General features: G+C 28.4%; 16 protein-coding genes. 14 read left to right on the top strand and 2 right to left on the bottom strand.

All coding sequences use genetic code 11. From position 1 onward, the window contains the following. Positions 1-19 precede the first annotated feature (19 nt). Both TICRE_RS13775 and TICRE_RS09210 read right to left on the bottom strand, forming a co-directional pair. Positions 20-145 (bottom strand): hypothetical protein, encoded by a 126-nt coding sequence (locus TICRE_RS13775; RefSeq protein WP_269843989.1) that lies wholly within the window; start codon positions 143-145, stop codon positions 20-22. 174 nt (positions 146-319) lie between these two features. Continuing rightward, positions 320-2,176, bottom strand: a complete 1,857-nt coding sequence (locus tag TICRE_RS09210; RefSeq protein WP_075727361.1) for an ATP-dependent helicase — start codon at positions 2,174-2,176, stop codon at positions 320-322. A 142-nt stretch (positions 2,177-2,318) separates the two neighbouring features. Here TICRE_RS09210 and TICRE_RS09205 point away from each other — a divergent pair, with 142 nt between their 5' ends. The 14 genes from TICRE_RS09205 (at position 2,319) to TICRE_RS09140 (ending at position 16,175) form a co-directional block, all read left to right on the top strand. After that, positions 2,319-2,876: a phosphatase PAP2 family protein gene (locus TICRE_RS09205; RefSeq protein WP_075727359.1), complete on the top strand. Its 558-nt coding sequence runs from the start codon at positions 2,319-2,321 to the stop codon at positions 2,874-2,876. Between the two features lie 46 nt (positions 2,877-2,922). Further along, entirely contained in the window at positions 2,923-3,738 is an 816-nt protein-coding gene (locus TICRE_RS09200) for a nitroreductase family protein (RefSeq protein WP_075727357.1), read from the top strand. Positions 3,739-3,860: 122 nt separating this feature from the next. Next, on the top strand, positions 3,861-5,981 hold the full coding sequence (locus TICRE_RS09195) for a heavy metal translocating P-type ATPase (RefSeq protein ID WP_075727355.1): 2,121 nt from the start codon (positions 3,861-3,863) through the stop codon (positions 5,979-5,981). A 53-nt stretch (positions 5,982-6,034) separates the two neighbouring features. Further along, entirely contained in the window at positions 6,035-6,991 is a 957-nt protein-coding gene (locus tag TICRE_RS09190; protein ID WP_233120183.1) for a tetratricopeptide repeat protein, read from the top strand. Between the two features lie 12 nt (positions 6,992-7,003). After that, entirely contained in the window at positions 7,004-7,780 is a 777-nt protein-coding gene (map, locus tag TICRE_RS09185; protein WP_075727353.1) for a type I methionyl aminopeptidase, read from the top strand. Positions 7,781-7,782: 2 nt separating this feature from the next. After that, positions 7,783-8,424, top strand: coding sequence for a PAQR family membrane homeostasis protein TrhA (gene trhA, locus TICRE_RS09180; protein ID WP_075727351.1), 642 nt, complete (start codon positions 7,783-7,785; stop codon positions 8,422-8,424). A gap of 114 nt (positions 8,425-8,538) precedes the next feature. After that, positions 8,539-9,912, top strand: a complete 1,374-nt coding sequence (locus TICRE_RS09175; protein WP_075727349.1) for an MATE family efflux transporter — start codon at positions 8,539-8,541, stop codon at positions 9,910-9,912. Positions 9,913-9,959: 47 nt separating this feature from the next. Then, complete coding sequence (locus tag TICRE_RS09170; RefSeq protein WP_084191912.1) at positions 9,960-10,631, top strand: MgtC/SapB family protein; 672 nt, start codon at positions 9,960-9,962, stop codon at positions 10,629-10,631. A 74-nt stretch (positions 10,632-10,705) separates the two neighbouring features. Next, the gene (locus TICRE_RS09165) at positions 10,706-11,311 is read left to right on the top strand and encodes a peptidylprolyl isomerase (protein ID WP_075727345.1); all 606 of its coding nucleotides are present in this window, start codon (positions 10,706-10,708) and stop codon (positions 11,309-11,311) included. Between the two features lie 221 nt (positions 11,312-11,532). Further along, the gene (locus tag TICRE_RS09160; RefSeq protein WP_075727343.1) at positions 11,533-12,252 is read left to right on the top strand and encodes a LytR/AlgR family response regulator transcription factor; all 720 of its coding nucleotides are present in this window, start codon (positions 11,533-11,535) and stop codon (positions 12,250-12,252) included. After that, a complete protein-coding gene (locus TICRE_RS09155; RefSeq protein WP_075727341.1) occupies positions 12,252-13,541 on the top strand; it encodes a sensor histidine kinase in 1,290 nt (429 codons plus the stop codon). The genes TICRE_RS09160 and TICRE_RS09155 overlap by 1 nt, the downstream gene beginning before the upstream one ends. A 339-nt stretch (positions 13,542-13,880) precedes the next feature. After that, complete coding sequence (locus TICRE_RS09150; RefSeq protein ID WP_075727339.1) at positions 13,881-14,177, top strand: transposase; 297 nt, start codon at positions 13,881-13,883, stop codon at positions 14,175-14,177. A gap of 8 nt (positions 14,178-14,185) precedes the next feature. Further along, a complete protein-coding gene (locus TICRE_RS09145; RefSeq protein WP_075727337.1) occupies positions 14,186-15,049 on the top strand; it encodes an IS3 family transposase in 864 nt (287 codons plus the stop codon). Between the two features lie 331 nt (positions 15,050-15,380). Continuing rightward, positions 15,381-16,175, top strand: a complete 795-nt coding sequence (locus tag TICRE_RS09140; protein ID WP_075727335.1) for a 4Fe-4S cluster-binding domain-containing protein — start codon at positions 15,381-15,383, stop codon at positions 16,173-16,175. Positions 16,176-16,271: the final 96 nt, after the last annotated feature.

The raw sequence follows: 16,271 nt of genomic DNA, 5'->3' as shown, positions 1-16,271 counted from the left end.
AAGGTCAATTGACCTTTCTTTATTTTTGACTTTGATTACATTGTTGTTGAGATTGTTGTTGATTAGTTTCTTGAGTGGATTGTTGAGTAGTTTGTTGAGTAGATTGTTTCGTTTTCTTTTGTTTTTCTTTTTTACCTTTAGCCATATCTATCACCTTCCTTAAGTTTTTACCATACATTGATAGTATCCCAACTTTAAGAAGATTTATACATTTTGTAATTAATAAGAAAGTTCTACTCTTGACTTGTGTAATAAAATAAACTTTCAGTTACTAACTTTTGGTTAAGGCTTTCTTATAATGCTTATTTAAAAGTTTCTATTATAAATTCTCTAATTCAGTTACAAACCTAGAAGGTTCTTTTATATTACCATTGATAGATTTCATAGTAATTAAAGTAAGATGTTTTTTTGCTCTAGTCATTCCAACATAAAACAATCTTCTTTCTTCTTCTAAATTATCTATCTTACCATTTTTAAAATCATCTATACTATTGGCACTAGGGAAATCTCCATCTATTAGATCAACCATATATACATTTTCAAATTCAAGCCCTTTTGCACCATGTATAGTTGATAAATTTACACCCTCTCTACCCTTATGAGAATCTTTACAAAGTTCTTCTAAAAAATCTAGTTTTTTTATTAGTTCATCTAATGTGTTACAACCAGCACTTATCATCTTTAAGTAAAAAAGCAGTGTTGAAAGATTGTCATATACATATCCAAATTTAATAGAATTATCTTTTAAATATGCCCCATACTCTAAGTTGTGTTCTATAAAGAAAATAGCATCTTCTACATTTAAATTAGACAACTTTTTAAAATCTATTTTAAGGTTTCTGATATTTCTTTTATGATATTGTTTTATATCAGGAAAATCCATAATTCTATCAAAAACGTTAAAGTCTTTATGGAGTGTCTTTGCATAATTTATTTGTTTTTTAGAAATATATCCTTTCATTTTATAATAAAATTTTTCAAACAAAGTTATATCTTCAGGATCTTTAGAAAAACTTATAAAATCAATTATATCTTTTATAACCCAGTGATTAAAAAACTTTAATTTCTTATCTTGTGTAAAAAATGGTATATTATTTTTAGATAACACCTCCATAAGTCCTATAGAGGATAGATTGTTTCTATAGAGAATACTTGTGTTTGTTAGGTCTTTATCTTTAAGATCATTTATTAAATAATCATATTCATCACCTAAAGTTTTTACCTTTACTATATTTATAGGTTCCATATTGGGATTTAAGGTAAATATATTCTTTTGATATCTTAAAGAATTAGTTTTAATAAATTTATTGCATATGGTAACTATATTGCTAGAAGATCTATAGTTTTCTTCCATAAAAAATATTTTGCCATCTTTAAACTGTTTATTAAAATCAAGTAGCCCCCTAGGATAAGCACCTCTAAAACCATATATAGATTGGTCATCATCAGCTACTATAAATAGATTGTTTTTAGGAAAGGCAATAAGTTTTATTATCTCAAGTTGAAGCTTAGAAGTGTCTTGTCCTTCATCTACTTGAATAAACTTATATTTTTCCCTATATTTATTTAATAAATAGGTATCTCTATTTAATATTTCCCAGGAAATACTAAGCATATCATCAAAATCTAACAAGCTATTTTCTCTTTTATAACTTTCATATTTATTAAAGATAGTTTTGAAGTTTGCTATATCTATTTTATATTCTTTTAAAAATTCATCTACACTTAGCATCATATTTTTAATATATCCTATTGAGTTTATTAAAGATTCTAGTTTTTCCTCTGTGATATAAGATTTATTTAAATGAAGATATAGATTTTTAAGGAGTACAAACTTGTTTACTCCACTATTATCTTCTATAAGATGGTACTTTATATTATTTTTATATGAATATTCACTTATAAGTCTATAACAAAATGCGTGTATAGTTGAAAAATGTATATCTTTAGAGTTTATATTTGGGAAAACACGTGTAAATCTATTTTTCATATCAAGCGCTGATGCTTTACTAAATGTTATGGATAGTATATTTAAAGGATTTATTTTTAAGTTTTCTATTAAATTATAAGTCCTATGGATTAAAACCGTAGTCTTACCCGCACCAGGAACTGCTAAGACTAAGGCTGGATTTTCTATATGACTTATTGCATTTGACTGTTCTGTACTAAGTAACAAAATAATTACCTTCCTTTTTTTATTATTATCTTATATTATCATAAAGAAGAGTAATGATAAAGATATAAAAGGTTTAAGAGTTTGGGTTTCTAATAATTTGGGAATATTATATAATAGACATATAAAAAAGAAGGTGGAAAATTTGAAAAACATATTAAAGCGTTTTGATACTTTTTTTATAAGAGTTATAAATGGTAAGATGAAAAATAAATTCTTTGATTATTTTATGTATAGAGTTACAGATTTAGGAGGGGCAATATTTACTAGTGTGTTTTCTTTAGCTATTATAGCTTTTGGAAACAGTTCTACAAGATTTATGGGCTTAGAAGCTATTGCTGCATTAACATTTAGTCAAACAATAGTCCAAATACTAAAAAAAGGGTTTGGAAGGGAAAGACCATATAAAATGGTGAAAAATATAAATACTTTTAAAATAGAATTAAAAGACTATTCGTTTCCATCCGGGCACACTACGGCAAGTTTTTGTATGGCTGCAACTCTTTCTTTAAATATGCCTAGGATAGCTGTATTTCTTTATATAATGGCAATGATAATTGGAATATCTAGAATATATCTAGCAGTTCACTATCCCACTGATGTTGTAGTAGGTATAATAATAGGAGTTGGCTCTAGTATAATAGTACACTTCTTTCTATTGGATTATGTGATGAATATAGCAAAATGGTTCTCCTTATTATAAAAATAGTATATAATGGAAGATATTAAGAAAACATAGGAGGGGTAAAATGATAATAAGTAATTTCTTAACAAATAGAAAGTCGGTAAGAGACTTTAGGGACAAAGGGGCAAATCCAGATGTACTTGATAAGATTAAAGAGATTATAAAGAATTTATTGACAGAAGAAGACTTAGAGCATATAGTAGTTAAACTATATGAAAATGGTAAAATAATCTCTACTAATTTAGAAGGAAAAGCAGGCTATGGAGGAGTTATGATAGATAGTCCTCATTACATAGCTATTAGTTTAAAAGATACAGAAGAAAAAACTCTAATAGAAACAGGATACTATACTGAGAAGCTAGTAACAGAAATTATAAATTTAGACTTTGGTACATGTTGGATTAATGTTGGAAATCTATCAGATGATTTAAAGAAAGAGACATTTGGAGAAGATATGGCAAATGTAGAATATCTTTTAGCCTTTGGTAAAGCCAAAAGAAAAAATCCTTTTAAGGAAGAGCCATATAGCGTTAAAAAAGGCATAGAAGAAATAGTTTATGACACTGAAGTAGACAATTTCTTTACCGTGGAAGATTTAGAAGCCAAAGGACTTATGGATATCTTTTATTATGTAAGATTTGCACCTTCTACTAAAAACTTACAACCATGGAGATTTTTAATAAAAGATAACAAGATAGAACTTCTTTTAAGATACAATCAATGGTATGACTCTATACTTGTAGATGCAGGTATAGCTATGTATTATTTTGAACAACTTGCTACTTATGATGGGTTTAACAGTAAATGGGAACTAGTTGATTCACAAGAAATAAAGATAGATGAATATACCTATAGAAAAATAGCAGAGTATAAACTTTAAAAGCACCTTGGGGTGCTTTTTTTATTATTTTTAATTGACTTTTTTTATGTAAATAGTTATAATATAAATAACATATGAATATATATTCATATGTATATAGTTTAAAAGAGGGGTGATTTTAAATGGGAGAAGTAACTTTAGAACTAGAAGGTTTAAACTGTGCAAGTTGTGCTGGGAAAATTGAAAAACTCTCAGGAGAGTTACGTGGAGTAGAGAGTACTAGCCTTGACTTTGTCAATAAGAAACTTAAAGTTTCAATATATGAAACTAACGATAAAGAAGAAATTATAAATAATATAAAAAAAATAATAAATAAACTTGAGCCAAATGTAGTAGTTCGAGATAGTTCCATAAGAAATAGTGTGTTAGAAGATAGTGCTATAGAAGAAACTAAAAGAAAAGAATATTTTAATATAGGAAGGATACTTATAAGTGGTATTTTATTTTTAATCCCCTATTTATTTAAATTAGAAGGATCTGAAAAACTTATATTCTTTTTAATAAGTTACATTATAATAGGATATAAAGTAATAATTATAGCTTTTAAAAATATAGTATCTGGAGTTCCCTTTGATGAAAATTTTCTTATGACTGTTGCAACAATTGGTGCTTTTGTAATTGGAGAGTATCCAGAAGGAGTAGCTGTTATGTTATTTTATAATATAGGAGAGCTATTTCAAGATAAAGCTGTAAATCATTCTAGAAACTCTATAAAAGCTTTAATGGATATAAGACCTGACTCAGCTAATCTAGTAGTAGAAGATGGAGTAAAGATAGTAAGTCCAAATGATGTTCATATAGGAGACTATATAATTATAAAGCCAGGAGAAAAGGTTCCATTAGATGGAGTAGTAGTAGAAGGAGAGTCTATGCTGGATACATCAAATATAACTGGAGAGTCTGTTCCAAGAACTATAAAAACAGGAGAAGATATAATATCAGGTGTTGTAAATAAACATGGACTGTTGAAAGTTAAGGTAAATAAAGAATTTGGAGAATCTACTATTTCAAAAATTTTAGATTTAGTTGAAAATGCTTCTAGTAAAAAGGCTAAAACAGAAAACTTTATTACAAAATTTGCTAGATACTATACTCCAGCAGTTGTCTTTATAGCACTTGGTATAGGAGTTATACCTATTTTATTGGGTTTAGGAGATCCAAGTCAATGGGCATATAAAGCCTTTGTATTTTTAGTTATATCTTGTCCTTGTGCACTTGTTATAAGTATACCTCTAGGTTTCTTTGGTGGGATAGGTGCAGCTTCAAAACGAGGAATCCTGATAAAGGGAGGAAATTATTTAGAAGCATTAAACGATGGAGATACTTTAGTGTTTGATAAAACTGGAACTATAACAAAGGGTACGTTTAAAGTAACTGATATAATGGGTTATGGAGGATATATTAAAGAAGATATAATTGAAATAGCAGCCCTTGGAGAGAGTTATTCTAATCATCCAATAGCAAAATCTATATTAGAACACTTCCATGGGGAAGTAGAAAAAACTAGAGTAGAAAACTATAAAGAAATTTCAGGAAAAGGGATTTCTGTAGATATAGATAAAGTTCCGATTCTTTTAGGAAATGAAAAACTTTTAGAAGAAGAAGGAATAGTTATAGAAAGAAGTGAAGCTATTGGAACGATTATTTATATAGGAAAAGACAAAAAACATATTGGAACTATAATCGTATCAGATGAACTAAAAGAGGGGATAAAAGAAACTCTTATAGACCTTAAAAAAAATAAAGGAATAAAAGAAACCGTAATGCTCTCTGGTGACAATATTGAAACGGCAAAAAAAGTAGCAAAATTAGCTGGTATTGATAAGTCATTTGGAAATCTTTTGCCAGGTGATAAAGTTAAGTTGTTAGAAAATATAATGAATAAAAAGGATGACAATAAAAAGACTATATTTATAGGAGATGGAGTAAATGATGCTCCAGTACTTGCTCGTGCTGATATAGGTATTGCAATGGGAGGTCTTGGATCAGATGCGGCAATAGAAGCATCAGACATAGTGATTATGACTGATGAAATATCTAAGATTTCTACTGCTATGAAGATTGCTAGAAAAACTAAAAGGATTGTAACTCAAAATATAGCTCTAGCACTTGGTTTAAAACTTATAGTTTTAGCATTGGGTAGTGTTGGTCTTGCTACAATGTGGCAAGCGGTATTTGCAGATGTAGGAGTTACTATAATAGCTGTACTAAATTCAATAAGAACATTAAAAGTAGAGGAATAAACTCTACTTTTTTCTTGTTTTGTGGTACACTATTAATAGATATTTATTTTGAGGTGTTAAATTTGATTGATGAAAAGATAAGAATACAAAAGAGAAGAAATTATATAGTTTTAGCAGAAAAATCATATTTAGATGATGATATAAAAAGGTCACTTTGCTTTTATAAAAAAGCTTTGGACTTTTCTTCAGATAGCGAATATATAAATACTCTTTTTAATATTGCATTAATATATGATGAACTGGAATTTTTTTCAGAATCTATGAGAACATACAAAGAAATTTTAAATCTTGATAAAGATAATCCCGGTGCATATTATGGAGTAGCTATTATGGAAGAACAATTGGGAAATTTAGATAAAGCTTTAGAATACTTCTTTAAAGCCATAGAAAAAGATGAAAACTATGATAGAGCATATTACTTTGCGGCAAATATATATGATTTAAAAGGTGAAAAGTTTGAGGCGATAAGACTGTATAAAAAGGTAATCACTTTAAAGCCAGATGATTATCATGCGTATAATAATCTTGGTTCTCTATATGAAGAAATGGGAGAGTATACTCGGGCATATAAGATGCTCGAAAAAAGTATAAAGATAAACCCTGAGTTTTATAAATCACTCTTTAATATGGGTGTTGTCTACAAAAGATTAAAAGATAAAAATAAAGCTTTAAAATATTATTATAAAGCTTTAGAATATAATAAAGAGTATCATTATATTTATTTAAATATATCTGCTATCTATATCGAAGAAAAGGAGTATAATAAGTCTATAGAGATTTTGACAGAAGGGATAGAAAAAAACCCCACTAAAGAAGATTTATATTATAATAGAGCCTGTTGTTATTCTTTACTTCAGCTTGAAGAAGAAGCTATAAAAGATATTAGAAAAAGTCTTATTTTAAATCCTTCTATAAAACGGTTTGTGGAAAAAGACAAAGATTTTTATAATCTTTATAAGAATAAAGAGTTTAGAAGAATTATAAAAGAATTTAATTTACAAAGAGATTGAAAGGAAGATAATATGATTATTTTAAAGACACCAGAACAAATTGAGAAAATGTCAAAGGCAGGTAAAATCTTAGCATCACTACACAGAGAGATAGCTAAAATGATAAAACCCGGCATAACCACACAAGAGATAGATGGATTTGTAGAAAAATATTTAGAAGAAAGAGGAGCTTCTCCTGAGCAAAAAGGATATCAGGGTTATCCTTTTGCTATATGTGCTTCAGTAAATGATGAAATATGTCATGGATTTCCTAGGGATGAAAAACTAAAAAATGGTGATATAGTAACTATTGATATGGTAGTAAATTTGGATGGTTGGCTTGCTGACTCTGCCTGGAGTTATGGGGTTGGAGATATAAGTGAAGAAAACCAAAGACTATTAGATGTAACTAAAAAAGCTCTCTATTTAGGAATTGAAGAAGCAAAAGTTGGAAATAGATTAGGAGATATAGGATATGCTATACAATCATTTGTAGAGGCGCAAGGCTATTCGGTAGTAAAAGATTTTGTAGGACATGGAATCGGAAAAGATATGCATGAAGACCCGCAAGTTCTTCATTATGGAACAAAAGGAAGAGGACCGCGCCTTATGGAAGGCATGGTAATTACAATAGAACCTATGGTAAATACTGGAGACTATAGGATGAAGATAGTAGAGAATGGTTGGACTGCTAAAACAGTTGATAAAAGTGTATCGGCTCAATATGAACATACTTTAGCCATAACAAAAGATGGACCTATAGTTTTAACTGAGCAAAATGAGGGTATTGATACCCAAAAGGAGGAGTAAATATGATGAAAAAGTATACAAAAATAGAAGAAATAATAAATGGAGTAACTCATGGTATAGGAGTAGTATTTGGAATAGTAGCATTAACTATTCTTTTGATATTTTCTATTAGAAAAGGAGATGTATCTGCGACTGTATCATTTAGTATTTATGGAGCATGTATAATTTTAATGTTTTTATCTTCAACACTTTATCATAGTTTTACAAAAGAAAAGGTAAAAAACGTTCTAAGAGTATTTGATCACTCCTCTATATTTTTATTTATAGCTGGAACTTATACTCCTATAGTAATTCTTACGTTAAAGGGTTATTTAAGAATGGGAATACTAATAGGTATATGGGCTATGGCAATTTCTGGAGTAGTTTTTAAAATACTAACTTATGGAAAATTTGATAAATATAAGCTTTTATCCTTAATATTTTATATAGGGATGGGATGGGTAGCTATAATTCCAATAAAAAAGATAATAGAAGCAACTTCTATAAATTTCTTTTATTGGATACTCTTAGGAGGAGTAATTTATACCTTAGGAACTATATTCTATAGTATTAAAAAGATACCTTACAACCATGCTATATGGCATTTATTTGTTCTTGCCGCAAGTGTAACTCATTTTGTAGGAATATTTTTATATTTAACATAAAATAAACAAATAGAGACTAGTGATAGTCTCTATTTGTTTTCATTGAATTAACGGCTAAAATAGTGTAGAATTGTTTAAGATGATAAAAATAAAAAAAGATTAGAGGAAACAAATATGGAAAGACATTTAAATTTAATCGAAGGTAATATAACAAATGCTCTTGTAAAACTTGCACTTCCTATAATGGGGACTTCATTTATACAAATGGCATACACCCTAACAGATATAATGTGGCTTGGAAGGCTAAGTACTGGCGCTGTTGCAGCAGCTGGAACTGCAGGCTTTTTTTTATGGTTTGGAGCAGGACTTATACTTATCTCACAAATAGGTATGGGAACAACAGTAGCACAATCCTATGGAAGAGGAGAAATAGAAGAAGCTAAGCATTATATATCAAATGGTTTTCAGTTAGACTTTTTTATAGGGATTATATATTCTTTATTTTTATATATATTTAGAGAAGACCTTATTAGTTTTTTCAATATAGATAGTATAGAAGTACATACCATGGCTATAGAGTACATAAGGATAATATCTATGGGAATCATATTTTATTTTTTAAATCCTATTTTTTCTACTGTACTAAATAGTACAGGAAATAGCGTTACCCCATTTAGAATAAATACTATGGGACTTATATTCAATATAATATTAGATCCTATACTTATATTTGGCATAGGGCCTATAAACGGAATGGGAATTAAAGGTGCAGCAATTGCGACTATTTCTTCTCAATTTATAGTATCTATAATATTTATAATTGTAGGTAAAAAGACAAATAGCCTTTATTCAAAAGTTAAACTATTTAAAAAGCCTGAACTTTCATATATAAAAAAGATAACTAAATTGGGATTTCCTGCATTTTTACAAAGTTCAGTTCATTCTGGTATAGGAATGATACTTACAAGAGTAGTTGCAGGGTTTGGATCTACTGCTATAGCGGTACAATCTATAGGTTCCCAAATAGAATCTTTAACATGGATGACATCCGAAGGTTTTTCTGCTGCTATGGGTGCATTTGTAGGACAGAATTATGGTGCAGGTAAGCATAAAAGAATAAAAGAAGGGTATAAAAAGGGTATGCAAATAATTGGTAGTATAGGAATGTTTGCGACTATACTATTTGTACTCTTCCCTAGATATTTATTTAGTATATTTGTACCAAATGATCCTTTAGCTTTAAAAGAAGGAGCTATTTATCTTAGGGTACTGGGAATAAGTCAACTTTTTATGAGTATTGAAATAGGAACTGCTGGAGCTTTTAATGGTTTAGGAAAAACTATTCCACCTGCTATTATCAGTATAGTTCTTAATGCTCTTAGAATACCAATTGCAATTATTCTTTCAACTTATACTACTTTAGGTCTAAATGGAGTATGGTGGAGTGTAAGTGTCACAAGTATTATAAAAGGTATAATACTATCATCACTTTTTATAAGATTATTAAGAAAAGATATATATAATGATGGTATTATTTTGAAAAGTTAAATATACTATTATGAGTAGCTTAAAAATAGAAATAAAAGGTGATGTATATGAATGATGATTTGGTTATAGTAATAAGATTACTTTTATCTGCAATACTCGGTGGGGCAATTGGATTTGAAAGAGAGGCTCACAATAGACCAGCAGGCTTTAGAACTCATATCTTAGTTACCATTGGTTCAAGCCTTTTAATGCTTGTATCTATGAATATGGGGCCAAATGCTGATTCTTCTAGGATAGCTGCACAAGTAGTAAGTGGTATTGGTTTTTTAGGTGCGGGTACTATACTTAGAACAGGTAACAATATAGAGGGACTTACAACAGCAGCTAGCATTTGGGTATGTTCTGCAATAGGGCTTGCCATAGGAAGTGGATTTCATTTAGGAGGAATAGTTGTAACAGCTATAGTTTTATTTTTCTTAAGAAAAATTTCTTCTTTGGAACGACTCATAAATAGAAAAAACTATAAAACTATTACAATTATAGGAAGCACTAGACCTGGCTTTATAGGGGAAATAGGTACAAACTTTGGACATCATCATATAACTATTATCAATATATCTATACATGCTATAGGAGTAAAGAAAGATTTAAATGAAGAAATCATTTTTACTTTGAAATTTCCTAATAAGTTAGATATAGAGAAGTTGTTGAAGGATCTATATAAAATTGAAGGAATACAAGAAGTATTGTTAAATGATGAAATGATAGAAGTAGATTAAATCTAAGCTAAATAGTGGTTATAAAAAGTTCTAATTTTATATTTAAAATAAAACAAAACATAGGAGGAATATAAATGACTTTAAATCAAACTAAAGCACCAGAAATAGGAGAAGAAATAGCGGTAATAAAGACAAATCACGGAGATATAAAGGTAAGACTATTTCCTGAAGCTTCACCAAAAGCAGTAGAAAACTTTAAGACACATGCACAAAATGGTTACTATGATGGGGTTACTTTTCATAGAGTTATGAAAGACTTTATGATTCAAGGAGGGGACCCGGATGGAACTGGTAGAGGGGGAGAGAGTATTTGGGGAAGATCTTTTGAAGATGAATTTAATCCTGAGTATCACAATTTAAGGGGATCACTCTCTATGGCAAATTCAGGACCTAATACCAATGGAAGTCAATTTTTTATAGTGCAAAAAAGTGATGTAGATGATGGCTTTATAGGACAGATGAAAAAAGCAGGAAAAGATGGAGGATTTTCAGATGAAGTTATAGAAGCTTATGAAAAACTTGGAGGAACACCTTGGCTTGACTTTAAACATGCAGTATTTGGTCAAGTATTTGAAGGAATGGATGTAGTAGATGAAATAGCAAATGTTAAAACAGGTGCAAATGATAAACCTAAAGAAGATGTAGTTATGGAAAAGATAGAAATAGTTAAATATAAATAATAAAATATATAAAAAATAAAAGTTTAAATTTGATATGCTCCCCTGTTGCTAACAGGGGAGCATTTTTATATTATCAAAACATTGAAGAAGTATGTTAAAACATATATAATAATTTTAAGAGTAATCTATAGGTAGTAACTATAATAGCATAATTGTTTATAAAATATACACTAAGTTTTATAATTTCGCAAAATAAAATGTGTTTTGGAAAGAGGGATATTATGCTGAGAATAGCTATATGCGATGATATTGTTTCTATTTGTTCAGAACTTGAAGATATGATTTTAGAGTTTGGACAAAAAAACAATCAAGAATTAACAGTGGAAGTCTTTTATAGGGGAGAAGATATACTAAAGTATTTAAATGATGGGAATAGTTTTGATTTGATATTTTTGGATATAGAATTAGGCAAATTAGATGGAGTAGAAATAGGACGCATCATAAGAGAAGAACTTGAAGATTATATAACTAAAATTATTTATATATCCGCAAAAGGACATTATGATAGACAATTGTTTGATGTACAACCATTACATTTTCTTCAGAAACCATTAGAGAAAGAAAAGGTTTTTAAAGACATTTCTCTTGCAATTAAAATATTAGATAGAACGAATAATTACTTTATGTTTAAGCTAAGTCATGAAACTCATAAATTGCCTATTAAAGATATTATATATTTTGAAAGCATAGATAAACAAATAAAATTAGTTGGAGTAGATGAAACAATATATTTTTATGATAATCTTTATAGGGTACTAGATCAAGTTTTTAAATTTAGATTTATACAGACTCATCGTTCTTATATTGTAAATTATGATCATATATCTATAGTAAAATATAATGAGTTTATTATGATAAATGGAGATGTGATACCTATAAGCCAAGGAAGACGAAAGAAAATAAGAAATATTCAAATGTTATATGAAAAAGAGGTTTTATAGTGAACTTACATTTATTTGATATTATATACTTAATTACAAACATTATAGGGGTATATGTTTTATTCAAAATGATGTCTATTTTCTTTGAGCGTGAGGATACTGATAAAAAGATAGAGATTTTTTCATATCTAATCTACTATATATTGACCAGTACAATATATTTAGTAACAAAGACACCAATAGTAATGATAGTAACCAATCTATTACTATTTTTCCTATTAACATACAATTATAAAGCAAAAACGAGTAAAAGAATAGTAGCTACAATTTTAATTTATTTATTTTTAGCTTGTATTGAAACCTTTATTGCTTTTATGGTGGGATATATAAAGGCTCCTATTTGGAGTCGAAATCAAGTCGACTCAATCTTTGGACTTATAGCTGTAAAATTTATTTCTTATATATTTGCAGTTGGAATGTCTAAATTTAGAGAAATAAAAACTAATCTTATAATTCCAGCTTCATATTGGTTAGGTATTATAATAGTACCCATAGCATCGCTTTTTTTATTGTTAATAATTCTCTCTTCTGCACAATTAAGTCAAGTGTCTTTAGTACTAATTATAATTATAATATTTTTAATAAACTTTGTGAATTTCTATCTATATGACACGATAATTGGTGTATTAACTGACAATACTATGAAAATGTTTTTTGAGCAACAAAGTAAATACTATGAAAAACAGCTTGATTTAATTAGGTCTAATATTGTAACTACAAATAAATTAAAACATGATATAAAAAACCATGTTTTGATGCTTAGATCATTGTATGAAGATGGTAATATAGAAAGCTCAAGAGAATATTGTAATGAAATATTATCTACCTTGGAAACAACTCATGAGTATATATCTTCTGGAAATACAATTGTTGATAGTATAGTAAACTTTAAGCTAAAAGAAGCTTCTACCTATGATACAGAAATAACTGCAGAAGCAAATATTCCTCAAAAAATAGGAGTATCAAACTTTGATTTAATAACGATTTTAGGAAATCTTTTTGACAATGCTGTGACAGGGTTAAAGACACTACAAAAGAATAGAAAGCTTATATTTAAAATAAGTTATAGTAAAGGTAGACTTATAATACAAATAAGTAATACCTTTGATGGGCATGTAAAAGAAATAAAGGGACAAATATATACTACTAAAAGAGATGAAGCCTCTCATGGCATTGGAATAAACAGTATAAAAGATATATTAGAAAAATATAATGGGGAAATGGATATTGAATACACTAAAGAACTATTTACAGTTACAATTTTAATTTATATTAATAAAAAGATATAAGACATTTTATAGGAAAATGTCTTATATCTTTTTATAAAATGGATTGAAAAGCAAAAAAACTGTAGTTCACGGCAAAAACATATATAGTTCATGGCAAAACCTGGCACAAAGATAAAAAAGTGATATATTTATAGTACAGAAAAGTATTACAACACAATAAATTCATAATAAATGAAAGATATATTATGGAAGATAAGAAAAATCAAACTTTTATATTATTATTTTTGGTTATAGTTATTTATACTCTCATAGTAGTGATAGTATAAAAATCGGACATCCCAAACATAATAGATTCTATATCTGATATAATAAAACTATCAGAAAAGGAGCGAATTTATTATGAAAAAGAGAAAGAAACAATATAGTGAAGAATTCAAGCAGGATGCTGTAAATTACTATTATTCATCTGGCAAATCCATGAAAGATGCAGCAGATGATTTAAAAATCAGCTCATCCAGCCTAAATAACTGGATTCAAAGTGCTAAGTCTAACGATGGAATTGTAGAACACAGAGGTTCTGGTAACTATTCCTCTGATGCAGAGAAAGAAATAGCTAGACTAAAAAAGGAGCTTCGTGACAAGGAAGATGCACTTGATATTCTAAAAAAGGCTATAGGCATACTCAACGAAGACTAACTGAAGCTATCTACATTGAGCTTGATAAAGCTAGAAAGAAACGTCAAATTTCAGTTAAGGGTGTGTCTAAGTTTCTAGGCGTTTCTACATCGGGATTCTACGACTTCATAAATCGAAAAGAATCTAAGCAATCAAAACGAAAGAGCAAGATTAAACATCTAATAACAGACATTTACAATGAATCAAACCAAATATATGGAGCCCCTAAAACAACTGAAATATTAAGACAAAGAGGATATGCAGTTGCCGAGAAAACTGTAGGTAACTATATGAAAGAGCTTAATATTAGAGCTATATGGGTTACACCTTATAAAAGGGTTAAAATAGATACACACTTTGATAGTGATCTTAAAAATATACTGGAGAGAAATTTCAATCCAGCTTCACCAAACACAGTCTGGGTAACCGATATCACTTATATTTATACTTTATCTGGTTTTGTATATTTAGCATCAATAATGGATCTATATTCAAGAAAAATAGTCGGTTGGCATTTAACTGATAATCTTTCTACTAAAAGTGTTTTAAGAGCAATAGAAAAGGCAAAGCAAAACAGAAAAATAGATTGTCCCATAATTATTCACAGCGACAGAGGCGTACAATACATCTCAAAAGCTTATATTGATGCTACTCCTGCAGAAAGCTTTATAAGGAGTTACTCAAGGAAAGGTAACCCTTGGGATAATTCAGTAATCGAGTCTTTTCATGCACTTATTAAAAGAGAATGGCTGAATAGATTTGTAATCCAGCATCTAAGTCATGCTCATGAGTTGATATTTGAATACATTGAAACATTCTACAATACAAAGAGAATACATAGTCACTGTAACATGAAGTCACCTTATGACTATGAGGAAGAAAATATTATTTAACAGAATATGGATTTATTATGTTTAATTTGTCCTTTTTCTTGACAGAGGACCATACTTATAGTAACAATGAACTAGTATAATCTAGTAATATTAGCAAAAGTCACATTTTAACAAATATCATAAAACTTAATATAGAAATAAATTAAATATAAAATTAGCATTTAACCTCTGAAAACTTTGATAATTATATATTACTAACGATATTACCTAAATATCTGTTCAATTAGGCATAGTCAATCCAGTACGATAAAATTTATAAATTATATAAAAATGTTTTAAAACTAAGGTACTTGAAATGCATTAGTACACTAGATTAGAAGGAGGATTAATTGTGTATATAAAACAAGGACTATTTACAGATTACTTAGATATAGGACATGCAATAATTATATATAACTATTTTAACAATAAAGTATATAAAGTTCATGATCCTAAAAAAATTGAAATTCTTCATTGTATCTTTAAAAACTATGATATAGATGAATTAGTTAATGCACATGGTAATATTTTCATTGACTTTTTGCAAGAATTGCAACTTTTTAATTTAGTATGCATCACTGAAAATAAAGATGTATTTCATGATGATTTAAGTACTGGGGGTTGCATAGCAAAATTTTATTCTAACAACAACAAAATAGAAGTAAGAAAATTATATGTTGAAATTGGTAATGAATGTGATGTGAATTGTAATTTATGTGATAACGATGCTATGTTTAAATGTAAGTCTTGTTTTAAAATTTATAAAAATGAAAATTTTGATTTTGATGTTTTAAATAATTTTATTAGCATGACTGTTGAAGAATATAATTGTAGAGAACTGATATTTTTAGGTTCAGAGCCATTAGATGATGCTAAAGAATTACTTGAGATAAGTAAAAATGTCAAAAGAATAAATCCTAATATAAAAATATATATTAATACACCATTTTCGATAAGTGATAAAGATATATTAGAAGACATTTATCGTAACAATATAATTATTAACCTTCAGCTGGTAGATAATGAAACATATTATGATAAGATTAATATCCTATTAAGAAATAATATACAGATTGTTCCTATTATCAGAGAAACTAATGATATGAACCTTATACCCGGAGTTTGTCAAGCAAGTTGTCGCATTTAGTATAAAAAATATATTCCGTTGTTTCCGATTTGCCATTGATATGGAGCCTCTGCCTATATGGTTTTAGTACCTGAAGGCATGACTAATAAAGGTACT

This window comes from Tissierella creatinophila DSM 6911 (assembly GCF_001940565.1).
GTDB lineage: Bacteria > Bacillota > Clostridia > Tissierellales > Tissierellaceae > Tissierella_A > Tissierella_A creatinophila.
Note: the sequence above shows the minus strand (reverse complement) of the source record. Positions and strands in the feature narration are given on the sequence as shown.